The following is a 22,509-nucleotide window of genomic DNA, read 5'->3' on the forward strand; positions in this document are numbered from 1 at the left end:
GAAGAAGCGCGCCGTGACGCAGGGCGCTACGCCGCGCCGGACATCGATGCCGCACCGTCGGCCAGTGCGGCGTCGAGGATCCATCGGCGAAAGGCGGCAACCTTTGGCCGTTCCGCGTGATGCGGCGGATAGACGAGGTAGTACGCGAAATCGTCGAGCCACGCGACGTCGGCGAGCTGCACGAGCCGGCCGCTTGCCAGCTCGCCGCGCACCATCGCGGCCGGCAGCAGCCCGGCGCCCTGGCCGGCGACGATCGCCTGCAGCAACAGGCCGGAGTCGTCGAACGCGGGGCCGCGCGGCGGGCCGAAATCGTCGATCCGCTGCGCGCCGAACCAGATGTGCCAGCCCTTGCGCTCGGCGTCGTGCAACTGCGGCCAGCCGACGAGCTCGGCCGGCGTCGCCGGCATGCCGAGCCGCGCGACGAGTTCGGGCGATGCGAGCGCGACGATCTCCACCGTCAGCAGGCGCTCGCTGCACAGCCCGATGTAGCGCCCGAGGCCATGACGGATCGCGACGTCGACGCCGTCGCGCGAGAAATCCGCCAGTGCGTGGCTCGTGACGACCTGCAGGTCGACGTCCGGGCAAGCCTCCCGGAACTCCGCGAGGCGCGGGACGAGCCACGCGGATGCGAAAAACGGCGTGACGCTCACCGTCAGCACGCCGCTGTCGGCCGCACCCGACACGCGCTGCGACGCATCGGCGATCTGCCGGAACGCGTTGCGCACCGGCGGCAGGTAGTCGCGGCCGGCGGCCGTGAGCAGGATGCCGCGGTTGACGCGCTCGAACAGCTGTACACCGAGATGCGTCTCGAGCGTGCGGATCATCTGGCTTACCGCGCCGGGCGTGACCGACAGCTCCTCGGCGGCCGCCTTCACCGACAGGTGGCGGGCGGCCGCTTCGAATGCGCGCAGCGGGTTGAGAGGCGGCAAGCGGGAACGATTCATTCAGTTTTTCTAAATCGAAAGTCCGACGAAATATCGTTTGAGACGATGCATATGCGCGAGTACCGTTGACGCATCGGATCGCATGCTGCGCGACTGCCTGTCGGCAACCGATGCGATCAACATAGTTCAACTATATCCATGAGGCAATCCGGACGCCGCCCGGCGGCCGGGGAACCTGAGAGGAGCATCGTCATGAACCGCCCGGGCGCATCGCGCGTTTTCTACGGCTGGTACGTGGTGGCGGCCGCGTTTGCCGTCACGTTCGTCGGTTTCGGCAGCGCATACACGTTCAGCGCCTTCGTGGAGTCGCTGCAGCGGGATTTCGCCGCGTCGCGCGGGCAGATCTCGCTCGTGTTTTCGCTCGCCGGCTTCCTGTATTTCGGTTTCGGCATCGTCAGCGGGCCGCTGGCCGACCGCTTCGGCTCGCGGCGGCTGGCCGTCGCCGGGATGCTGCTGACGGGCATCGGGCTCGCGGCTGCCGGCGCCGCGCATACGCTGGTGCAGGTCTACGTCGCGTACGGGCTCGGTGTCGGTCTCGGCGTCGGCTGCGCATACGTACCGGCTGTCGGCGCCGTGCAGCGCTGGTTCGTGCGCCGGCGCGGCTTCGCGTCGGGGCTCGCGGTCGCCGGGATCGGCGTCGGCACGCTGGTGATGCCGCCGCTCGCGTCCGCGCTGATCGCGCACGTCGGCTGGCGCGGTGCGTATTTCACGCTGGCCGTGATCGCGGTCGTGATCGGCGCGGGGATGGCGTTGCTGATCGAGAACGATCCGCGCGGGCGGGGGCTGCTGCCGGACGGAGAGGCGGCGCATGAGCCCGTCGAGGGCGGCGGCGCGAAGGCCACCGCGCGCGATACGGGGCGTTCGGTCTCCGGTGCGGCCGCTAGTCGCAAGCCGGCTGCCGGCGCGACGGTGCGCGAAGCCGTCACGTCGCGCTCGTTCGCGAGCCTCTACGCGGCATGCCTCATCTGCTCGTTCGGCGTGTTCGTGCCGTTCGTTCATCTTGTGCCGTACGCGCTCGATCATGGCGTCTCGTCATCGACGGCCGTGCTGCTGCTCGGCGCGATCGGCGTCGGCAGCACGGCCGGCCGCTTCTTCCTCGGCGGCCTCGCCGACCGCTTCGGCCGCCGCACGTCGCTGCTCGCGATGTTCGCGGGCATGGCCGTCGCGCTCGTCGCGTGGGCCGGCGCCGGCACCGTCGCCACGCTTGCCGCGTTCGCACTCGGGTTCGGCGTGTTCTACGGCGGCTGGGTCGCGGTGCTGCCGGCGGTGGTGATGGACTATTTCGGCGGCCGCAACGTGAGCGGGATCATCGGCGTGCTCTATACGAGCGTCGCATTCGGCACGCTGATCGGGCCGACCGCGGCCGGCTTCATCTATGACGCAGGCGGCGGCTATCTCGTGCCGATTCTGGCCAGTGCCGCCGCGAATGCGATCGCGTTCGCGATTGTCGCGACGACAGGGCGTGCGTCGACGGCCGCGCGTGCGGCGCGCGGATAAGCGCACTGCCCACGGCACGGCTTCGCGAATTCCGGTAGGGTGGCCGGATCGTGAACCGAAGGCATCCAGCCGGGAGGCCCCGTGACATTCGACGAAGTTCGGCAGATCGCACTGGCGTGGCGCGGCGTCGAGGAAGGCACGTCTTACGGCACGCCCGCACTCAAGGTGAAGGGCAAGATGCTCGCGCGGCTGCGCGAGGACGGCGACACGCTCGTCGTGAAAGGCGTCGGCCCCGATGAGCGCGCGTGGCTGATCGAATCGGAACCCGACGTGTATTACGTGACGGATCACTACGTCGGCTGGCCGATCGTGCTGGTGCGACTGTCGGCGGCCCATCCGGACGCCGTGAAAAACCTGCTTCTGCGAGAATGGCAGGCCGTCGTCCCTGCCAAATGGCGTGACGAGATGGCGAACGGCACGCGCTGACGCGCCGCCGGTTGCGGCTGACTGACTCGATGTCGCCGGGCGCTTTCGGCGCGCTCGCGAGTCGCCACGGACGGTACAAGCGTTGCATCGATCGATGTCGATGCAACAAGTGGTTCCATCGAAATTCTTCAATTGGTTCTTAGTGAAGAACCGTTTGATGCTTACACTCCTTCGCTTCGAAGGCAGCTGACGAAAGCCGACGGAAAGGGCGCACGCGATGCGCCGGCGCCCTGCGTGCCGCATCGCACCCGCAGCTTCGCAGACTGCGTCGCGACCCGTTCCGGAACGGCCCCCGATCCGGCTGCGCGCCTGCACCCATGCAGGTGCCGCATCCGGCCCGGCCCAAGAACGACAATCCCCCGTGCTGCCTTCACGCGATACCCGGCCATACCGGAACCGTTTTTTGGAGAGAGACAGATGAGTGGAAGCAACACAGGCCTCGGTACGGGCCTGAAGCAGCGGCACGTGACGATGATGTCGATTGCCGGCGTGATCGGCGCGGGCCTGTTCGTCGGCTCCGGCCACGCGATCGCGGAAGCCGGCCCGGCGTCGATCCTTGCGTATGCGATCGCAGGGGTGCTGGTCGTGCTCGTGATGCGCATGCTCGGCGAGATGGCAGTCGCCCATCCGGACAGCGGTTCGTTCTCCACCTATGCCGATCGCGCGATCGGCCACTGGGCCGGTTTCTCGATCGGCTGGCTGTACTGGTGGTTCTGGGTGCTCGTGATCCCGATCGAGGCGACTGCCGCCGCGACCATCCTCAATGCATGGTTTCCTGGCGTTGCAACCTGGGTCTTCGCGCTCGGCATCACGCTGGTGCTGACGGTGACCAACCTCTTCTCGGTCAAGAACTACGGCGAATTCGAATTCTGGTTCGCGCTAATCAAGGTTGTCGCGATCGTCGTGTTCCTGTGCATCGGCGGTGCGGCGATCGTCGGCATCATCCCGGCGCCGGCTGTGTCGGGCGTGTCGAACCTGTTCGTGCATGACGGCTTCATGCCGCACGGCGCCGGCGCCGTGCTCGCGGCGATGCTGACGACGATGTTCTCGTTCCTCGGCACCGAGATCGTGACGATCGCGGCCGCCGAATCGGACAACCCGCAACGCCAGATCGTGCGCGCGACCAACTCGGTGATCTGGCGTATCACGCTGTTCTATCTCGGCTCGATTCTCGTCGTCGCGGCCATCGTGCCGTGGAACGACCCGCTGCTGCCGAAGCACGGCTCGTATCAGCGCGCGATGGAGCTGATCGGCGTCCCGAACGCGAAGGCGATCATCGACGTGATCGTGCTGGTGTCGGTCGCGAGCTGCCTGAATTCGGCGCTGTACACCGCGTCGCGGATGCTGTTCTCGCTGTCCAAGCGCAAGGATGCGCCTGCGTTCCTGCACCGCACCGATTCGACCGGCACGCCGCGCGCGGCCGTGCTCGCATCGACCGCGTTCGGTTTCGTGACCGTGATCGCGAACTACCTGATGCCGGAGCAGGTATTCGGCTTCCTGCTGGCGACGTCGGGCGCGATCGCGCTGCTCGTGTATCTCGTAATCGCGATCTCGCAGCTGCGGATGCGCAAGACGCTCGAATCGACCGGCGCGGACCTGACGCTGCGGATGTGGTTGTTCCCGTGGCTCACGTGGGCGGTGATCCTGTTCATCTGCGGCACGCTGACGGTGATGCTCGTGAGCGAGGATCACCGGATGGAAGTGGGGGCGACGGCCGTGCTGGCGCTGATCGTGCTGCTGGCGTCGTGGCTGAACAAACGTGGTCGCGATGCGCAGGCGAGTGAAGGGCGGCGCGTGTCGGCGATGTGATGGCGTGAAGTGACGGCGGGCGGAAAGCCCGCGTCGTGAAAAATGGCCCGATCGGCGTTTGCCGGTCGGGCCATTTGCTTTTGGCATTATTCAATGCGGCGGAAAATGTCGACGCGCGATTTTTTGTGAGAGGCGAGAAGCAAGAAGAAACTAGCGCGGAATAATCGAACTCGTCTGATTTCATCAACAAAGACATGCTCGTACATTGATTGCTTCGATTACCGAGGTGAATCGATGGGCAAATCAATTTGGCGTCCTTTGTTGATGGTCGGCATTATCGGGCAGAGCCTGATAGCCAATTGCGCGATCGATACGCCTTGTCGTTTGTCGACTGTATCGAGGTCGCAACAATGACTGAGCGTTCGACTGCTCGCGTCGGCATAACTTTCTCCGCCCGCGACGGATTCCAGCTCAAGGGAACCTATTTCCCGGCGGCCGAGGGTGATCGTTCCCCCGTGCTCATCTGCCCTGCGACGGGAATCCGACAATCCTTTTATTTCCCGTTTGCAGATTGGCTACGCAAAGACGGCCACTCGACGTTTGTATTCGACTATCGGGGGATCGGCGCGTCGCTCGGTACGGATCACGTCCGCCGGTCCCAAGCGCGGAAACAGGACTGGGGGCAGTTCGACATGCCCGCGGCGCTCGACTGGCTCCTTGGCGAAACCAGTGCGCGCAGCGCGCATTTGATCGGGCATAGCGCAGGCGCACAACTGGTCGGCCTGATGCCGAATCACGCATCGATTCGTTCGCTGTGCGCCATCTCGGCGTCTTCCGGGTATGTCGGCAACATTCGCTGGCCAAAGCGTTTCGCGGCCTTGCTGCTTGCGCATATGTATGTACCGATTTCCATTCGATTGCTCGGTTACGTTCCGGCCAGGGTACTCGGCTGGGGTGATGATCTGCCACCGTGCGTCGGACTTCAGTGGGCCCGATGGTGCCGTCGGCCGGGATATGTAGCGAACGAATTCGGGGCAGGGGTGGCACGCCACTACTACGACGAATTTATCGCTCCGGTCACCGTTGTGGCCGCAACCGACGACCCGCTTGCCACGCCGGCCAATATCGCAGACTGGCTGCGCCTGCTGCCGAGAGCCAAGTCCGACGCCCACTTCATCCATCCAGAAAATCCCGACGGCCGAGCAATTGGCCACGTCGGCATGTTCCGCCGCGAGCATTCGTCGCTGTGGCCGGAGCTCACCAGAGGGTTGCTGCGCTGACCGCGCGTGTCGTTCGCATCCTCACATCAGGAGACCACGATGGATGATTCAACAGAAATGAAATCGCGCTTCAAGGCCGTCAGAAATGAGGCGAAGGAGACGCGCGCGTCGCTTTACCATCTCACGAATCAATGCAACCTCCGTTGCAAGGGCTGCTGGTTTTTCGAGAACGAATTCGATACAGCATCGCAAGAGTTGAGCGATGCGCGTCGCCTTGAGCAGCGTGTGAAGGAGGAGGCTGCGCGCGGGGTCAACGCACCGCTATTGATTGGCGGCGAGCCTGCATTGCACCTCGATCGGATACGGATATTCAGGAAATACATGCCGAAAGTGTCAGTGTCGACGAATGGACTTCGAAAAATCCCGTATGAAGGATTCGAGGACATCACCATCGCGATCTCCGTATTTGGCGGCGGGCCACTCGACGATGAATTGCGTGCGATTGGTCCGAACGGAAAACGCTTCACCGGCTTGTTCGACAAGGCGCTGGCAAACTATCGCGACGACGAACGTGCGGGTTTTGTCTATGCCGTGACGATTGACGGTATTGCGTACATCGAGGAAACGGTGCGCAAAATTCGAGATAACGGGAATCGGTTGCTGTTCAATTACTACAGTCCCTACGACGTTGACGGCCCGCTACGTCGACGAGGCGAGGAGCGGTTGCTGGACGTCCTGCTCGACTTGAAAGCGAAATACCCTGAAACCATTGCAAGCCATCCCTATTATCTGACGGCCCTGATGCGGGGTGAGACCGCCTGGGGAGCATTCAATGGTGCAAGTTGTCCGAGCGTCAGCGAAGATCATCCGCAAAACGTGGATCGGTTCGCGTCGGGGTGGCCCGCGCTCCCCAGGTTCAATGCGTATCGTGCCGATTTTGTCTCGCTTGCGCGCTGTTGTACGTCAGGAGAATGCGCGAAGTGTCGCGACAGCCAGGCCGTGATGTCCTGGTTGCTGGTTAACGCGAGGCACGTACTGCAGGAAGACGACGGACTTCGGACATGGACGGAGGTTGCTGAAAGCTATTTCAGTCAGTTTGTCTGGTCGAAATACCATCCGCGCAACCGTATGGAGCGCGCGTCGATTTGCGCAATGCAATGAGACGGCACAGGGAGGTCACCATGCAGCCATGCATAGCCGGATCTAAATCGGACACGGGCGGCTCCGGTCGTGACTAGGCCGGTACACCGAAAAGAAAAAAGCCCGCAGAAGCGGGCTTTTCACTGAGGCGATAACGCAACGCTCAGACGTTGAACAGGAAGTTCATCACATCCCCGTCGTGCACGACATATTCCTTCCCTTCCGCGCGCATCTTGCCGGCTTCCTTCGCGCCTTGCTCACCCTTGTACGTGATGAAATCGTCGAACGCGATCGTCTGCGCGCGGATGAAGCCGCGCTCGAAGTCGGTGTGGATCACGCCGGCCGCCTGCGGCGCCGTGTCGCCGATATGGATCGTCCATGCGCGCACTTCCTTCACGCCCGCGGTGAAGTACGTCTGCAGGCCGAGCAGCTTGAAGCCCGCGCGGATCACGCGGTCGAGGCCCGGCTCTTCCATGCCCATGTCGGCGAGGAACGCTTCCTTGTCCGCGTCGTCGAGATCGGCGATTTCCGCCTCGATCGCCGCGCACACGGCCACGACCGGCGCATTCTCGCTTTCCGCGTACTTGCGCACCGCGTCGAGGTGCGGGTTGTTCTCGAAACCGTCGTCCTTCACGTTGGCCACGTACATCGCCGGCTTCGCCGTGATCAGGCAGAACGGCTTCAGCAGCGCCTCTTCGTCGTCCGACAGTTCGAGCCCGCGCACGGCCTTGCCCTGGTCGAGCTGCGCGCGCACTTTTTCGAGCACCGCGACGAGCTTCGCCGCTTCCTTGTCGTTGCCCGACTTCGCCGCCTTCGAATAGCGCGTGAGCGCCTTCTCGACGGTGCCGAGGTCGGCGAGCGCGAGTTCGGTGTTGATGACTTCGATGTCGTCGATCGGGCTGACCTTGCCGGCGACGTGAATGACGTTCTCGTCCTCGAAGCAGCGCACGACGTGCGTGATCGCGTCGGTTTCGCGGATGTTCGCGAGGAACTGGTTGCCGAGGCCTTCACCCTTGCTCGCGCCCGCGACGAGGCCCGCGATGTCGACGAATTCGACGACGGCCGGCACGACACGCTCCGGCTTGACGATCTCGGAGAGCGCCTTCAGGCGCGTATCGGGCACTTCGACGATGCCGACGTTCGGCTCGATCGTGCAGAACGGGTAGTTCTCGGCGGCGATGCCGGCCTTGGTCAGCGCATTGAACAGGGTGGACTTGCCGACGTTGGGCAAGCCGACGATGCCGCATTTGAGACTCATGGAATCCTTCGGACGGGTAAGGCGGCGCGGCCGGACAGGGCACGGCGGCGCGGGAAAAAAGGGCGGCCGGCGCGTGGGGCGCGGCGGGCCGACGGTCAAAGTCGCTATTGTACCGTGCCGACGCCCCGGATTCCGGGCAGGCGCCGAATGGCCGATGCGGCGGGCCGCCGCGTTGCCGCATCGGCCTGCGATTCTGCTGATTTCCCGCAAAGTCCGGCCGCGTAAGGGTTTGGCCCCGCGGCTATAATGCCCGCCATGACTGCCCACCACACCTTCGACGTCGCCGTGGTCGGCGGCGGGCTCGTCGGCAAGACGGCCGCGCTCGCGCTGACCCAGTCCGGCTACAAGACAGCCTTGCTCGCCCAGCCGGCCACGCCGCGCCCCGCCGATCTCGCCTTCGACACGCGCGTCTACGCGCTGTCCTCCAGTTCGCAGGCGCTGCTCGAGCGGCTGCGCGTCTGGCAGGCGCTCGATCACAGCCGGCTTGCGCCGGTCTACGACATGCGCGTGTATGGCGACGCGCACGCGGAACTGCATTTCTCCGCGTACCAGGCGTCCGTGCCGCAGCTCGCGTGGATCGCCGAATCGTCGCTGGTCGAGGCGTCGCTCGACGCCGCGCTGCGGTTCCAGCCGAACCTCACGTGGTTCGATGCGCGCGCACAGGGCTTCGACGTGCGCGACGATGCGGCCGTGCTCACGCTGTCGTCGGGGCAGGTGCTGGCAGCGGACCTCGTCGTCGGCGCGGACGGCGCGCATTCGTGGGTGCGCTCGCAAATGGGGGCCAAGGTCGAGCGGCGCGACTACCGGCAAACCGGCGTCGTCGCGAACTTCAAGGCGTCGCTGCCGCACCGAGAGACCGCCTACCAGTGGTTTCACGAAGGCGAGATCGTCGCGCTGCTGCCGCTGCCGGACGGCCATGTGTCGCTCGTCTGGTCCGCGCACACCGCGCATGCGGACGAATTGCTCGCACTCGATCCGGCGCAGCTCGCGGCCGAAGTCGAGCGCGTGTCGCACGGCCAGGTCGGCACGCTCGACTGCGTGACGCCGGCTGCCGGCTTCCCGCTGGCGCTGCAGACGGTCGACAAGCTGATCGCACCGCGCGTCGCGCTCGTCGGCGATGCCGCGCACCTGATCCACCCGCTCGCGGGGCAGGGGATGAACCTCGGCCTGCGTGACGTCGCGGCGCTTGCCGACGCGATCGCGGGCAAGGAAAGCTTCCGCAACCTCGGCGATACGGTGCTGCTGCGCCGCTACGAGCGTTCGCGTCGCGAAGACATCCGCGCGCTGATGGTCGCGACCGACGGGCTGCAGCGGCTGTTCGCGGTGCCGGGCTCGCTCGCGAAGGCCGTGCGCAACGCGGGCATGGCCTTCGTCGGCGCGCAGCCGCTCGTGAAGCGCTGGCTCGTATCGGCCGCGCTCGGCTGATCGATCGAACCTTCGGCCGCTTCGCCGGTCGGACACGGTTCCGTTACGGCGTACACTGTGCCGTGCACTCCGATTGAGCTGAAGGAAGATTTCGATGAAAAAAACGATCCGCATCGCGTCGCTGGCGCTGGCCGTCACGATGGCGACGCTTGGCTGCACCGCGCAGGCCGACCAGACCACCGACAAGCTGAAAGCAACGCTGCAGGCCCGCCTCGGCAACGACGCGCCGATCAAGAGCGTGTCGAAAGCGCCGGTCGCGGGCCTTTACGAAGTCAACCTCGGCTCGCAGATCATCTATAGCGATGCGGCAGGCGATTACGTGCTGCTCGGCGATCTCGTCGACACCAAGACGCACAAGAACCTGACCGACGCGCGCCTGTCCGAAATCAACAAGATCGACTTCGCGAGCCTGCCGTTCGCGAATGCGATCAAGGTCGTCAAGGGCAACGGCGCCCGCAAGATCGCGGTGTTCTCCGATCCGAACTGCCCGTATTGCAAGAAGCTCGAGACGACGCTGCAGTCGGTCGACAACGTGACCGTCTACACGTTCCTGTACCCGGTGCTGTCGCCGGATTCGACCGCGAAGTCGAAGGCGATCTGGTGTGCGACCGACCGCGCGAAAACGTGGCAGGGCTGGATGCTCGACCACCGCGCGCCGTCCGGCGCCGGTACCTGCGATACGACCGCGCTCGACAAGAACCTCGCGCTCGGCCGTGGGATGAACGTCACGGGCACGCCGACGATCTTCCTGCCGGACGGCCGCCGCCTGCCGGGCGCCGTGTCGGCCGACCAGCTCAATCAGGCGCTCGCCTCGAGCAAGTAACCGACCACACGCCGGGCCGCATGGCCTGGCCAGCGAGGGGCGCCCGCATCTGCCGGCGCCTCTCTTCGTTTCCGCCGCCGTATTCGACCGACCGATTGCCACGATGACCCAGCCGATCCGCTATTCGATTGTTCCGAAAGATCTTGCCGCGCACCTGTTCGAAGTGTCGGTGACGGTCACCGATCCCGACCCCGAAGGCCAGCGCTTTTCGTTGCCGGTGTGGATTCCGGGCAGCTACCTGGTGCGCGAGTTCGCGCGCAATATCGTGACGCTCGGCGCTTTCAATGACGCGGGCCGCAAGGTGCGGATCGCGAAGACCGACAAGCACACGTGGCAGGCCGCACCCGTGAACGGCACGCTGACGCTGCGCTACGACGTGTATGCGTGGGACCTGTCGGTACGCTCCGCGTATCTCGACGAATCGGGCGGCTTCTTCAACGCGACGGCCGTGTTCCTGAGCGTTGCGGGCCGCGAGGATGCGCCGTGTGAAGTCGACATCGCGAAGCCGGCCGGTGCGGCGTTCCGCGCATGGCGCGTCGGTACGTCGCTGCCTGAGGCGCGCGGCACCAAGCGCTACGGGTTCGGTGCATATCGCGCAGCGAACTACGACGAGCTCTCCGACCATCCGGTGACGATCGGCGAATTCGCGCTCGCGACGTTCGACGCGCATGGCGTGCCGCATGACATCGTGATCGCGGGGCGCGTGACGCAGCTTGACCTGGAGCGCCTGCGCGCCGACCTGAAGCGCGTGTGCGAAGCGCAGATCGCGCTGTTCGAGCCGAAATCGAAGAAAGCGCCGATGGACCGCTACGTGTTCATGACGCTGGCGGTCAGCGACGGCTACGGGGGCCTCGAGCACCGCGCGTCGACCGCGCTGATCTGCAACCGCACCGACCTGCCGGTGAAAGGGCGGCCCGAAACGACGGAAGGCTATCGCACGTATCTCGGGCTCTGCAGCCACGAGTACTTCCATACGTGGAACGTGAAGCGCATCAAGCCGGCGGCGTTCGTGCCGTACGACCTGTCGAAGGAAAACTACACGTCGCTGCTGTGGCTGTTCGAAGGCTTCACGTCGTATTACGACGACCTGATGCTGGTGCGCAGCGGGCTGATGTCGCAGGACGAATATTTCGCGGCGCTCGGCCGTACGGTCGGCGGCGTGTTGCGCGGCACGGGGCGCCTGAAGCAAAGCGTCGCCGAAAGCTCGTTCGACGCGTGGATCAAGTACTACCGCCAGGACGAGAACGCGACCAATGCAATCGTCAGCTACTACACGAAGGGTTCGCTGGTCGCGCTCGCCTTCGATCTCGCGATCCGCGCGCAGACGCGCAACAAGAAGTCGCTCGACGACGTGATGCGCCTGCTGTGGCAGCGCTACGGCCGCGATTTCTATCGCGGCAAGCAGGCGGGCGTCGAGGAGAACGAAGTCGAGGCGCTGATCGAGGAGGCGACGGGCGTCGCGCTCGGCCGCCTGTTCGCCGATGCCGTGCACGGCACGCGCGACCTGCCGCTCGCCGAACTGCTCGCACCGTTCGGCGTGACGCTCGCGCCCGATGTGGCGAACGGCGCGATCGCGAAGCCGACGATCGGCGCGCGCCTGCGCGGCGGCGCGGACTGCACGTTCGCGGCCGTCTACGAAGGCGGCGCCGCACATCGCGCGGGGCTGTCGGCTGGCGACACGCTGATCGCGGTCGACGGGCTGCGCGTCACGGGCACCAACCTCGACGCACTGCTCGCGCGCTACCGGCCGGGTGACAAGATCGAGGTTCACGCCTTCCGTCGCGACGAGCTGCGCATCGCGAAACTGAAGCTCGACGGCCCGGAAGTCACGCGCTACCGGCTGACGGCGGCCGCGAAGCCGGCCGCGGTCTCGAAGGCCCGGGAGGCCTGGCTGAAGGGGTGAGCGGTCGGAAGCGGGTATCGGGGCACGATCAACGATTGTTCTGCTGTTGCAACAATCCGTCGCCCTGAACCCGCTTTTTCGCGATCATTCGGCCACGCACAATGGCGTCACTCGCGCTACCAAAGCGCAACCCTACTGGAGCCTGACATGACGACCATTCTGCAAATCAATTCCGCCGCGCGTTCGCAAGGTGCGCAATCCACGCTGCTGGCCAACGAACTGACGGCAAAGCTGCAACAATCGAACCCCGGCGCGAACGTCGTGGTTCGCGACCTGCTGGCCGATGCGCTGCCGCACCTCGACGAATCGGTGCTCGGCGCGTTCTTCACGCCGGCCGACCAGCGCACCGCGGAACAGAATGCGATCGTCGCGAAGAGCGATGCACTGATCGCCGAACTGCAAGCTGCCGACATCATCGTGATCGGCGCACCGATGTACAACTTCGGCATCTCGTCGCAACTGAAGACGTACTTCGACTGGATCGCACGTGCAGGCGTCACGTTCCGCTACACCGAGAACGGTCCGGAAGGCCTGATCAAGGGCAAGAAGGTTCACGTGGTGACGGCCCGCGGCGGCAAGTACGCCGGTACGCCGAACGACAGCCAGACCCCGTACCTGCGCACGTTCCTCGGCTTCGTCGGCATGACCGACGTGAACTTCATCTTCGCGGAAGGCCTGAACCTCGGCGCGGATGCGCAAAGCGCAGCGCTGGCTGGCGCACGCGAAGCGATCGCCGCCGCGTAAGGTCGATGCGGGTGCGTCGCACCCGCCGCGTCGCCCGACAAAAAAACGCCGCGTCCCGAAAGGGGCGCGGCGTTTTTGCATACCGGCTGCCGTGGCGAACGAACGGCGGTGCAGCGGTTACGCGAGCGTTTCCGCCACGTCAGGCAGGCGCCAGTCGATCGGTTCGCGGCCTGCCTCGACCAGATAATCGTTCGCGAGCGCGAAATGGCGGCAGCCGAGGAAGCCGCGGTGCGCGGACAGCGGCGACGGATGCGGCGCCTCGAGCACGCGGTGCGCGCTGGCGTCGAACAGCGCGCGCTTCGCCTGCGCGTGGGCGCCCCACAGCATGAAGACGAGCCCCTGATGGCGGCCGGCGAGTTCGCGGATCAGCGTGTCCGTACATTGCTCCCAACCGCGCTTCGCATGGCTCGCGGCGGCCCCGCGCTCGACCGTCAGCACCGTGTTGAGCAGCAGCACGCCCTGGCGCGCCCAGGTGTCGAGGCAGCCGTGGCGCGGTGTGTCGTGGCCGAAGTTCGCGGTGATTTCCTTGAAGATGTTGCGCAGCGACGGCGGCATGCGCACGGCCGGCGGCACCGAGAACGCGAGCCCGTGCGCCTGCGGCGTGCCGCGATCGTCGCCGTGGTACGGATCCTGGCCGAGGATCACGACCTTCACGTCGTCCGGGCTCGTCAGGCGCAGCGCGCGGAACACGTCGGTCGGGTAGACCGTCTTGCCGGCCGCACGCTCGTCATCGACGAAGCGGCACAGCGGCGCGTACGCGTCGCTGTCGGTAAAGGGTTTCAGCACGTCGCGCCAGACGGGCGGCAGCGCGTCGAATTGCGCGGCGAGGTGCGGGACGTCGGCGGCAACGGGCTGGGGTGCCGTCGGGGCCGCAGCAGGAGCGGCGGCTTTCTTGGCGGGCTTGCGTCCGGCCGCGGGCGCTTCGGGCGCCGGCGGCGGAATATCGGCCGGTGCCGTTTCCGGCACGGGATCATCGAACAGCGACGCCTGTTGCGGCGCGCGGGAAGTCTTGCGGGTTGCCATGCGTGATGCGGGTTATTGCGCGCGCAGCCGGTAGCCGCGCTGCGCCTTGCTGATGTTTTCGGGAACGAGGCCCGGCAGCGCTTGCTGCAATTCGGCGGCGAGCGTTGCAAGCGCCGCCTCCGGGCCGTCGATCAGTTCGAGTTCGATTTCGCTGATCGGTTCGCGGCGCGTTTCGTGTTCCGCCTGGACGACGATCTCGCCGAGGTCCACCGCGGCTTCGACCGTTGCGCCGCCGATTGCGATGCGCCACAGCGTACGCGAAAAATCCGTGCGGAACAGCGCCGACAGCGAGCCGGCCGCGTCATTCAGCGCGGCGGCGGCTTCCGGCACGTCGCAGGCCGCGACGAGCGCGTCGATTTCGAGCGCGTCGCCGGCGACCGGCAGCTCCCACTCGTGGCGGCGATGCAGGCCGCCTTCCGCGCTGCCGACCGTCTTGAACGTCTGCAGCCAGCCTTGCGGCGTGCGGCGCACGCGCACCGCGCTCTTCGAGCGGGCCAGCGCGAGATCGGGCGTGTCGTAATAGACGTTCGCGAGCGTGACGTCGCGACCGGGTTCGCCGGTCAGCGTCTCGAAGAAGCGTCGCGCGGCGTCGGCATGGCCGGCCGGCAGCGCGAGCTTGATTTCCTTTTCGATTGCCATCAGAAGAACATCCGTGCGAGTTCCTCGCCCGGCTGCTCGGCGCGCATGAACGCCTCGCCGACGAGGAACGTGTTCACGTTTGCCGCACGCATCGTGTCGACGTCGGTGCGCGACAGGATGCCGGATTCGGTCACGACGATCCGGTCCGCCGGAATCATGTCGAGCATGTCGAGCGTGGTCTGGATCGACGTCTCGAACGTGCGCAGGTTGCGGTTGTTGATGCCGAGCAGCGGCGTCTTGAGCGTCAGCGCCTGCTCCATCTCGTTGCGGTCGTGGACTTCGACCAGCACCGCGAGGCCGAGCGAGTGCGCATACGCTTCGAGATCCTGCATCAGCGGCGTGTCGAGCGCGGCGGCGATCAGCAGGATCGCGTCGGCACCCATCGCGCGCGCTTCGATGATCTGGTACGCGTCGACGATGAAGTCCTTGCGCAGCACCGGCAGTTCGCAGGCCGCGCGCGCTTGTTCGAGATAGCGGGCGCTGCCCTGGAAGAACTGCTCGTCGGTCAGCACCGACAGGCACGCGGCGCCGTGCGCTGCATACGAACGCGCGATGTCGGCCGGCACGAAATGCTCGCGCAGCACGCCCTTCGACGGGCTGGCCTTCTTGATTTCGGAAATCACGGCCGCGTGGCCGGCCGCATGCTTCGCGCGCAATGCGCCGACGAAGTCGCGCAGGTCGCGCGCGGACGCTTCCAGTTTCAGTGCCTCGAGCGGCGCGCTGCGCATGGCCGCCGCGACTTCTTCGCGCTTGACGGCGATGATTCGGTCGAGAATGTCGCTCATGTGGATTCCTGCTTGATTCGTAAGGGGAGTCAGCGCTTGAACTGCTGCGTGAAGCGCACGAGTTCGTCGACTTTCGCGCGGGCCTTGCCGCTCGCGATCGCTTCGCGGGCGAGCTGGATGCCGTCCGCGATCGACTCGGCTACGTTCGCCGCATAGAGCGCGGTGCCGGCGTTCAGCGTGACGATCTCACGCGCGACGCCCGGCTGGTTGTCCAGCGCGCCGAGCAGCATCGTGCGCGATTCGTCGGCATTTTCAACCTTCAGCGTGCGGTTCGACACCATCTGCAGGCCGAAGTCTTCCGGATGGATCTCGTATTCGTGCACCTTGCCGTCGCGCAGCTCGCCGACGAGCGTTGCCGCACCGAGCGATACCTCGTCCATCCCGTCCTTGCCGTACACGACCAGCACGTGCTGCGCGCCCAGGCGCTGCATCACGCGCACCTGGATGCCGACGAGGTCGGGGTGGAACACGCCCATCAGCTGGTTTGGCGCGCCGGCCGGGTTGGTCAGCGGGCCGAGGATGTTGAAGATCGTGCGCACGCCGAGCTCGCGGCGCACGGCCGCGATGTTCTTCATCGCCGGGTGATGGTTCGGCGCGAACATGAAGCCCATGCCCGTTTCGGCGATCGACGCGGCAACCTGGTCGGACTGCAGGTCGATGTTCACGCCGAGCGCCTCGAGCACGTCGGCGCTGCCGGACTTGCTCGATACGCCGCGGTTGCCGTGCTTCGCGACTTTCGCGCCGGCCGCGGCCGTGACGAACATCGACGCGGTCGAGATGTTGAACGTGTGCGAGCCGTCGCCGCCGGTGCCGACGATGTCGACGAAGTTCGAGTTGTCCTGCACCTCGACGTGGTTCGCGAATTCGCGCATCACGGTCGCGGCGGCGGCGATCTCGCCGATCGTCTCCTTCTTCACGCGCAGCCCGGTGATGATCGCGGCCGCCATCACGGGCGACATGTCGCCGCGCATGATGAGCCGCATCAGATGCAGCATCTCGTCGTGGAAGATTTCGCGGTGTTCGATCGTGCGCTGCAGCGCTTCCTGCGGGGTAATCGTCATCGTGAGGCTCCCGTCAGGCGGCTTGCGCGGCCGCGGCGCGGGCCTGTTTCAGGAAATTCTCGAGCAGCGCGTGGCCATGCTCGGACAGGATCGATTCCGGGTGGAACTGCACGCCTTCGATCGGCAGCGTCTTGTGGCGCACGCCCATGATTTCGCCGTCGTCGGTCCAGGCGGACACCTCGAGGCAGTCGGGCAGCGATTCGCGCTCGATCGCGAGCGAGTGATAGCGCGTGACGTCGAAGTGCTTCGGCAGGTCGGCGAACACGCCGCGGCAGTCGGTTTCGATCTTGCTCACCTTGCCGTGCATGATGGTCTTCGCGCGCACGACGCGGCCGCCGAAGGCCTCGCCGATCGCCTGATGGCCGAGGCACACGCCGAGGATCGGCTTCCTGCCCGCGAATTCCTTCAGCACGTCGAGCGTGATGCCCGCGTGCTGCGGATTGCTCGGGCCGGGCGACAGGCAGATCGCATCGGGGTTCAGGCGCGCGATTTCGTCGAGCGTGATTTCGTCGTTGCGGTAGGTGCGCACGTCCTCGCCGAGTTCGCCGAAGTACTGGACCAGGTTGTAGGTAAACGAGTCGTAGTTGTCGATCATGAGCAGCATGGTCAGTCTCCGGTCAGAAGTCGCTATCGAGGCCGTCCTGGACCTGTTCGGACGCACGCAGCACCGCGCGCGCCTTGTTCTCAGTCTCTTGCCATTCGGATTCGGGCACCGAATCCGCGACGACGCCGGCCGCCGCTTGCACGTACAGGTTGCCGTTGTGGATCAGGCCCGTGCGGATCGCGATCGCGAGATCCATCTCGCCCGAGAACGACAGGTAGCCGACGGCGCCGCCGTACAGCCCGCGCTTGACCGGCTCGAGTTCGTCGATCAGTTCCATCGCACGGACCTTCGGCGCGCCGGACAGCGTGCCGGCCGGGAACGTCGCGCGCAGCACGTCGTAGTTCGTCATGCCGGGCTTCAGCTTGCCTTCGACCGAGCTGACGATGTGCTGCACGTGCGAGTATTTCTCGATGACCATCTGGTCGGTCACGTGCACCGAGCCGATTTCCGCGATGCGGCCGACGTCGTTGCGCGCGAGGTCGATCAGCATCACGTGCTCGGCGATCTCCTTCGGATCGTTGAGCAGCTCGGTCGCGAGTTCCGCGTCGCGCTCGGGCGTGTTGCCGCGCGGGCGCGTGCCGGCAAGCGGGCGGATCGTGACGATCTGGTCTTCGCCGCGCTTTTCCTGGCGCACGAGGATTTCCGGCGATGCGCCGACCACGTGGAAATCGCCGAAGTTGTAGTAGTACATGTACGGCGACGGGTTCAGCGAACGCAGCGCGCGATACAACGACAGCGGATTGTCGCGGTACGGCTTCGTCAGGCGCTGGCCGACCTGGATCTGCATCAGCTCGCCGGCCGCGATGTATTCCTTCGCCTGGCGCACGGCGGCCAGATAATCATCCTTCTTGAATTCGCGGAACGTCTCGGTGCGCACGCTCGCCGACGTGACCGGCGGCTGCACGGTCGTGCGCAGGCGCTGCTTCAGTTCGCGCAGGCGCTGTTTCGCCTTCGTATAGGCTTCGGCCTGGCTCGGGTCCGCGTAGATGATCAGGTACAGCTTGCCGGCGAGGTTGTCGATGACCGCGACTTCCTCGGTCAGCAGCAACTGGATGTCGGGCAGGCCGAGATCGTCGCGCGGTGCGGTGTTCGCGAGCTTCTTCTCGATGTAGCGCACCGCGTCGTAGCCGAAATAGCCGGCGAGACCGCCGCAGAAGCGTGGCAGGCCCGGGCGCTGCGCCACCTTGAAGCGCGCCTGGAACGATTCGATGAACTGGAACGGGTCGCCGTCATGCGTCTCGACGACCTGGCCGTCGCGCACGACTTCCGACACGCCGTTGCGGGTCCGCACGAGCGTACGGGCGGGCAGGCCGATGAACGAATAGCGGCCGAAGCGTTCGCCGCCGACCACCGATTCGAGCAGGAACGAGTTGGCGCCCGAGCGTTCAGGCTGGGCCAGCTTCAGGTAGAGGGACAGCGGCGTTTCGAGATCGGCGAGGGCTTCCGCGATCAGCGGGATGCGGTTGTAGCCTTCGTTCGCGAGCGATTGAAATTCGAGTTCGGTCATGTTCCGGTCCTGTTCGGGACGAGCGGCGCGTGCGCCAGGGATCACTTGACGCTGCGCGGGTTGCCGTCGGCGAAAGGGCGGTCGATCGAGAAGTGCCTGTTGCCGGCCGGCACTCCGGGCGTGAACGTCGCGAGCCTGCGGCCGTGCCTGAACGCAGGCGTTCGGACGCGGTAGAACTCGAGGTGGTGCGACGATCGGCGCGCGGATGCGCAGCGAGATAAAAAACGGCGCTGAAGACGTGCTTCAGCGTACCTCATCGAAGAGGTTAGCGCGACCAGCGACGCCAGGGCCAGGCTCCCCGGTCGATGCTGCTCAGACTCCGTTTTTTATTCAGAAACATGCAGATGGAAGAAATAATCAGAGGGTTGGCCGGCCGGCGTTGTGCGCGGAGATTGCGCGAGCTGCGACCAGCAACGAATCGACTATACCATCCGAATTTATCGTTTGTATAGCTTTGCCATGGTTGTAGCCGTACGGCACCGTCAGCGTCGCCATCCCGGCCGCGCGGCCTGCCAGCGCATCGTTTTCCGAGTCGCCGATCGCGACTGCCGCATCCGGTGCGACGCCGAGCGCGTTGCAGGCCGTCAGCATCGGCAGCGGATCGGGCTTCTTGCGCGCGACGCTGTCGCCGCCGAGCACGATGCCGAAGCAATCGGCCAGCCCGTATTGCTCGAGCAGCTCGACCGCGAAGCGATGCGGCTTGTTCGTCACGCACGCGAGCCGGATGCCGGCTGCGCGCAGCGCGTCGAGACCGGCGGCCACGTCCGGGTAGAGGCGGGTGTGGCGGCCGTTGATCTTCGCGTACTCGGTCTGGTAGATCGCCAGCGCGTCGTCGAAGCGCGCGTGCGCCTCGTCGGCCGCGAAGCGCGGCTTCAGCACGCTCTGGATCAGGTGTTCGGAGCCCTTGCCGACGTAGCCGATCACCTCGTCGCGCGACGTGGCCGGCGCGCCGAGCTGCGCGAGCATCCCGTTCAGGCCGGCCGTGAAATCGTCGGCCGTATCGACCATGGTGCCGTCGAGATCGATCAGCGCCGCGTCGATGCGTGACGTGGCGAAGCGGATCGGAGTGGCTTCCGGTACGGCCCCGGCCGGCGCATGGCCGGCGAGCGACGAGTCGGCCACGGCGTCAGCTCCGCTCGACGGTAGCGAGCGCGGCGCGCATCTCGTCGATCACCTTGCGGTAGTCGGGCTTGCCGAAGATCGCCGAACCCGCGACGAAGGTGTCGGCGCCGGCCGCCGCGATTTCCGCGATGTTGTCGGTCTTCACGCCGCCGTCGACCTCGAGCAGGATCTCGCGGCCGGTGCGCTCGGTGTACGCGTCGATGCGTGCGCGTGCTTCGCGCAGCTTGTTCAGCGTCTCCGGAATGAACGACTGGCCGCCGAAGCCCGGGTTGACCGACATCAGCAGCACGAAGTCGAGGCGGTCCATCACGTGGTCGAGGTAGTTCAGCGGCGTGGCCGGGTTGAACACAAGGCCGGCCTTGCAGCCGTGGTCGCGGATCAGCGACAGCGTGCGGTCGATGTGATCGGAGCCTTCCGGGTGGAAGCTGATCAGGTTGGCACCGGCCTTCGCAAAATCGGGCACGATCCGGTCGACCGGGCGCACCATCAGGTGCACATCGATCGGCACCTGCACGTGCGGGCGGATCGCTTCGCACACGAGCGGACCGATGGTCAGGTTCGGCACGTAATGGTTGTCCATCACGTCGAAGTGGATCCAGTCGGCGCCGGCGGCGACCACGTTGCGGACTTCTTCGCCGAGCCGTGCGAAATCGGCCGACAGGATGCTGGGAGCGATGCGGAATTGGGTCATGGCAGGGGAGCGGGGACGTTGCGGCGCAAAACCGCCATTCTACCGTCCGGCGACCCGGTGCGCGGCGGCAGGCCGTGCGGTCGAGGCCGGATTGCGCATAGAATGCCGAACCAATGCGGCGCGCCCGCGGCCCCGTTGCCCATGCCGGCACGGGCGGTCATCTTCCAGCGGAAACACCATGAGTCAGTATCAATTCACCGTTTCGGTGAAAACCAGCTACTTGCCGGAACAATCCGACCCCGATCGCCGTCAATACGCATTCGCGTACACGCTGACGATCCGCAACACGGGACAGGTCGCAGCACAGCTGATCGCGCGTCACTGGATCATCACGGACAGCGAGAACCACGTGCAGGAAGTGAAGGGGCTCGGCGTCGTCGGGCACCAGCCGCTGCTCCAGCCGGGCGAGCACTTCGAGTACACGAGCTGGGCCGTGATCGCGACGCCGGTCGGCACGATGCGTGGCGCGTACTTCTGCGTGGCGGAGGACGGCGAGCGTTTCGAGGCGCCGGTCGACGAGTTCGCACTGCACATGCCGCGCACGTTGCATTGAGCGGGCGGAGTGCGTCAGGGTGTTAGCGCGGCTTGCGGGTGTGCTTCTTTCTGCCCGACGACGTCCACACGACGATGAAGATCAGCAGGGCGAGCGCGACGAAGGCTTCGAGCGCGAAGATGAGCATCGGATATTGGTCGAGAAAATCTGACATGGCGGTTTCCATCAAGAACGGACATTGTATGTGGTTTGGGCCCCGGGTGGCCGGGTGGGTGGCGGCCGCTGCGGCAGCGGCGCTGCTGGCAGCGTGCGGTGGCGCGCCGACGCGGACGTCGTCGCTGAAGCCGCCGACCGGCGCGGCGATCGTGCCGGGGCAGGTCGCCGCGAAGCGGCTCACGCCGGTCGCGTGGCAGCAGGTGCCGGGCTGGCAGGACGATTCGCTGCTCGGCGCAACCGCCGCGCTGCGACAGAACTGCGTGCGGCTCGCGCGCCAGCCAGCCTGGGCACGCGCTTGCGCGGCCGCCGACCGGCTCGACGAGCTCGACGTCAGCAGTGCACGCACGTTCTTCGAAACGTATTTCACGCCGTTCCAGCTTGCGAACACCGACGGTACGCTCGACGGGCTCGTGACCGGCTATTACGAGCCGCTGCTGCACGGTTCGCGCGTGCGTCGCGGTCCGTATCAGTACGCGCTCTACCGCTGGCCGGCCGGTTATCGCGCGGGCGCCGCGCTGCCGGCACGCGCGCAGCTCGAACGCGCCGGCATCCTGAACGGCAACGAACTCGTGTGGGTCGACGACCCGATCGAAGCGTTCTTCCTGCAGGTGCAGGGTTCGGGGCGCGTGCTGCTCGACGACGGTTCGGTGATGCGGGTCGGCTTCGGCGGCACCAACAACCAGCCGTACCGCTCGATCGGCAAGTGGCTGCTCGATCGCGGTGAGCTGACGCCCGCCCAGGCGACGATGCAGGGCATCAAGGCGTGGGCGAAGGCGAACCCGACCCGGGTCGACGCGTTGCTCGACACGAACCCGCGGTTCGTGTTCTTCCGCGACATGCCGACCAAGGAAGATGCACCGCACGGCGGCGCGGACGGCCCGATCGGCGCGCTGGGCGTGCCGCTGACGCCGGAGCGTTCGATCGCCGTCGACCCGTCGTCGATCCCGCTTGGCACGCCCGTGTTCCTGCAGACCACGCGCCCGCTGACGAATACGCCGATGAACCGGCTCGTGTTCGCGCAGGATACGGGCTCCGCGATCAAGGGCGGCGTGCGGGCCGACTATTTCTGGGGGCTCGGCGACGATGCTGGCGATCAGGCCGGGCGGATGAAGCAGGTCGGCCGGATGTGGCTGCTGTTCCCGAATTCCTGATGTGACGCGGCGCGGGTGGCTGGGGTTTCTCGGGTCACCGCCGATGCGGTAGACGCGGCATTCGCGGAAGCGGCGGTGTGCGCGGGGC

The 22,509-nt window shown here is 66.0% G+C and carries 22 protein-coding genes; 11 read left to right on the forward strand and 11 right to left on the reverse strand.

From position 1 onward, the window contains the following. Window positions 1–26: 26 nt before the first annotated feature. Window positions 27–944 (reverse strand): transcriptional regulator GcvA, encoded by a 918-nt coding sequence (gene gcvA / locus CFB39_RS02435; RefSeq protein ID WP_089472074.1) that lies wholly within the window; start codon window positions 942–944, stop codon window positions 27–29. Window positions 945–1,136: 192 nt separating this feature from the next. Here gcvA and CFB39_RS02440 point away from each other — a divergent pair, with 192 nt between their 5' ends. The 5 genes from CFB39_RS02440 to CFB39_RS02460 all read left to right on the forward strand — a co-directional run bounded on the left by CFB39_RS02440 (window position 1,137) and on the right by CFB39_RS02460 (window position 6,997). Further along, a complete protein-coding gene (locus CFB39_RS02440; RefSeq protein WP_089472075.1) occupies window positions 1,137–2,441 on the forward strand; it encodes an MFS transporter in 1,305 nt (434 codons plus the stop codon). 81 nt (window positions 2,442–2,522) lie between these two features. Beyond that, window positions 2,523–2,867 carry an MmcQ/YjbR family DNA-binding protein gene (locus tag CFB39_RS02445; RefSeq protein WP_047851577.1) on the forward strand — a complete coding sequence of 115 codons (345 nt, stop codon included), beginning with the start codon at window positions 2,523–2,525 and terminating at the stop codon, window positions 2,865–2,867. A gap of 417 nt (window positions 2,868–3,284) precedes the next feature. Continuing rightward, window positions 3,285–4,676, forward strand: coding sequence for a GABA permease (gene gabP / locus CFB39_RS02450; protein WP_089472076.1), 1,392 nt, complete (start codon window positions 3,285–3,287; stop codon window positions 4,674–4,676). A gap of 317 nt (window positions 4,677–4,993) precedes the next feature. Next, entirely contained in the window at window positions 4,994–5,896 is a 903-nt protein-coding gene (locus tag CFB39_RS02455) for an alpha/beta fold hydrolase (protein ID WP_256991349.1), read from the forward strand. Between the two features lie 39 nt (window positions 5,897–5,935). Continuing rightward, window positions 5,936–6,997, forward strand: a complete 1,062-nt coding sequence (locus CFB39_RS02460) for a radical SAM protein (RefSeq protein WP_089472077.1) — start codon at window positions 5,936–5,938, stop codon at window positions 6,995–6,997. Between the two features lie 142 nt (window positions 6,998–7,139). Here CFB39_RS02460 and ychF read toward each other — a convergent pair whose 3' ends face one another. Further along, window positions 7,140–8,234 carry a redox-regulated ATPase YchF gene (gene ychF, locus CFB39_RS02465; RefSeq protein ID WP_089472078.1) on the reverse strand — a complete coding sequence of 365 codons (1,095 nt, stop codon included), beginning with the start codon at window positions 8,232–8,234 and terminating at the stop codon, window positions 7,140–7,142. Window positions 8,235–8,480: 246 nt separating this feature from the next. Between ychF and CFB39_RS02470 the strand changes: the two genes are divergently transcribed. The 4 genes from CFB39_RS02470 to CFB39_RS02485 all read left to right on the forward strand — a co-directional run bounded on the left by CFB39_RS02470 (window position 8,481) and on the right by CFB39_RS02485 (window position 13,129). Beyond that, complete coding sequence (locus CFB39_RS02470; RefSeq protein ID WP_089472079.1) at window positions 8,481–9,659, forward strand: UbiH/UbiF family hydroxylase; 1,179 nt, start codon at window positions 8,481–8,483, stop codon at window positions 9,657–9,659. 94 nt (window positions 9,660–9,753) lie between these two features. Beyond that, window positions 9,754–10,482: a DsbC family protein gene (locus CFB39_RS02475; RefSeq protein ID WP_089472080.1), complete on the forward strand. Its 729-nt coding sequence runs from the start codon at window positions 9,754–9,756 to the stop codon at window positions 10,480–10,482. A 103-nt stretch (window positions 10,483–10,585) separates the two neighbouring features. After that, a complete protein-coding gene (locus CFB39_RS02480; protein WP_089472081.1) occupies window positions 10,586–12,385 on the forward strand; it encodes a M61 family metallopeptidase in 1,800 nt (599 codons plus the stop codon). A 147-nt stretch (window positions 12,386–12,532) separates the two neighbouring features. Continuing rightward, window positions 12,533–13,129, forward strand: a complete 597-nt coding sequence (locus tag CFB39_RS02485) for an FMN-dependent NADH-azoreductase (RefSeq protein ID WP_089472082.1) — start codon at window positions 12,533–12,535, stop codon at window positions 13,127–13,129. A gap of 117 nt (window positions 13,130–13,246) precedes the next feature. Here CFB39_RS02485 and CFB39_RS02490 read toward each other — a convergent pair whose 3' ends face one another. The 8 genes from CFB39_RS02490 to rpe all read right to left on the reverse strand — a co-directional run bounded on the left by CFB39_RS02490 (window position 13,247) and on the right by rpe (window position 20,561). Then, window positions 13,247–14,152 (reverse strand): uracil-DNA glycosylase, encoded by a 906-nt coding sequence (locus tag CFB39_RS02490; RefSeq protein ID WP_089472083.1) that lies wholly within the window; start codon window positions 14,150–14,152, stop codon window positions 13,247–13,249. Between the two features lie 12 nt (window positions 14,153–14,164). Further along, window positions 14,165–14,791, reverse strand: a complete 627-nt coding sequence (locus tag CFB39_RS02495; protein ID WP_089472084.1) for a CYTH domain-containing protein — start codon at window positions 14,789–14,791, stop codon at window positions 14,165–14,167. Then, window positions 14,791–15,576 (reverse strand): indole-3-glycerol phosphate synthase TrpC, encoded by a 786-nt coding sequence (gene trpC, locus CFB39_RS02500; RefSeq protein WP_089472085.1) that lies wholly within the window; start codon window positions 15,574–15,576, stop codon window positions 14,791–14,793. The genes CFB39_RS02495 and trpC overlap by 1 nt, the downstream gene beginning before the upstream one ends. Before the next feature lie 29 nt (window positions 15,577–15,605). Next, a complete protein-coding gene (gene trpD, locus CFB39_RS02505) occupies window positions 15,606–16,637 on the reverse strand; it encodes an anthranilate phosphoribosyltransferase (protein WP_043191545.1) in 1,032 nt (343 codons plus the stop codon). Between the two features lie 13 nt (window positions 16,638–16,650). After that, window positions 16,651–17,241 carry an aminodeoxychorismate/anthranilate synthase component II gene (locus CFB39_RS02510; RefSeq protein WP_089472086.1) on the reverse strand — a complete coding sequence of 197 codons (591 nt, stop codon included), beginning with the start codon at window positions 17,239–17,241 and terminating at the stop codon, window positions 16,651–16,653. 13 nt (window positions 17,242–17,254) lie between these two features. After that, window positions 17,255–18,748 (reverse strand): anthranilate synthase component I, encoded by a 1,494-nt coding sequence (trpE, locus tag CFB39_RS02515; protein WP_089472087.1) that lies wholly within the window; start codon window positions 18,746–18,748, stop codon window positions 17,255–17,257. 357 nt (window positions 18,749–19,105) lie between these two features. After that, window positions 19,106–19,870: a phosphoglycolate phosphatase gene (locus CFB39_RS02520; protein ID WP_089472088.1), complete on the reverse strand. Its 765-nt coding sequence runs from the start codon at window positions 19,868–19,870 to the stop codon at window positions 19,106–19,108. A 4-nt stretch (window positions 19,871–19,874) separates the two neighbouring features. Beyond that, window positions 19,875–20,561 (reverse strand): ribulose-phosphate 3-epimerase, encoded by a 687-nt coding sequence (rpe, locus tag CFB39_RS02525; RefSeq protein WP_011883156.1) that lies wholly within the window; start codon window positions 20,559–20,561, stop codon window positions 19,875–19,877. 178 nt (window positions 20,562–20,739) lie between these two features. Here rpe and apaG point away from each other — a divergent pair, with 178 nt between their 5' ends. After that, complete coding sequence (gene apaG / locus CFB39_RS02530) at window positions 20,740–21,114, forward strand: Co2+/Mg2+ efflux protein ApaG (RefSeq protein ID WP_011350820.1); 375 nt, start codon at window positions 20,740–20,742, stop codon at window positions 21,112–21,114. Window positions 21,115–21,136: 22 nt separating this feature from the next. On the opposite strand, the gene CFB39_RS40690 is transcribed toward apaG, so the two are convergent. After that, window positions 21,137–21,268 (reverse strand): hypothetical protein, encoded by a 132-nt coding sequence (locus tag CFB39_RS40690; RefSeq protein ID WP_256940834.1) that lies wholly within the window; start codon window positions 21,266–21,268, stop codon window positions 21,137–21,139. Between the two features lie 28 nt (window positions 21,269–21,296). Between CFB39_RS40690 and CFB39_RS02535 the strand changes: the two genes are divergently transcribed. Further along, entirely contained in the window at window positions 21,297–22,421 is a 1,125-nt protein-coding gene (locus CFB39_RS02535) for a murein transglycosylase A (protein ID WP_226275398.1), read from the forward strand. The last annotated feature ends 88 nt before the right edge of the window (window positions 22,422–22,509 follow it).

This window comes from Burkholderia sp. AU6039 (assembly GCF_002223365.1).
In the GTDB taxonomy this organism is placed as follows: Bacteria; Pseudomonadota; Gammaproteobacteria; order Burkholderiales; family Burkholderiaceae; genus Burkholderia.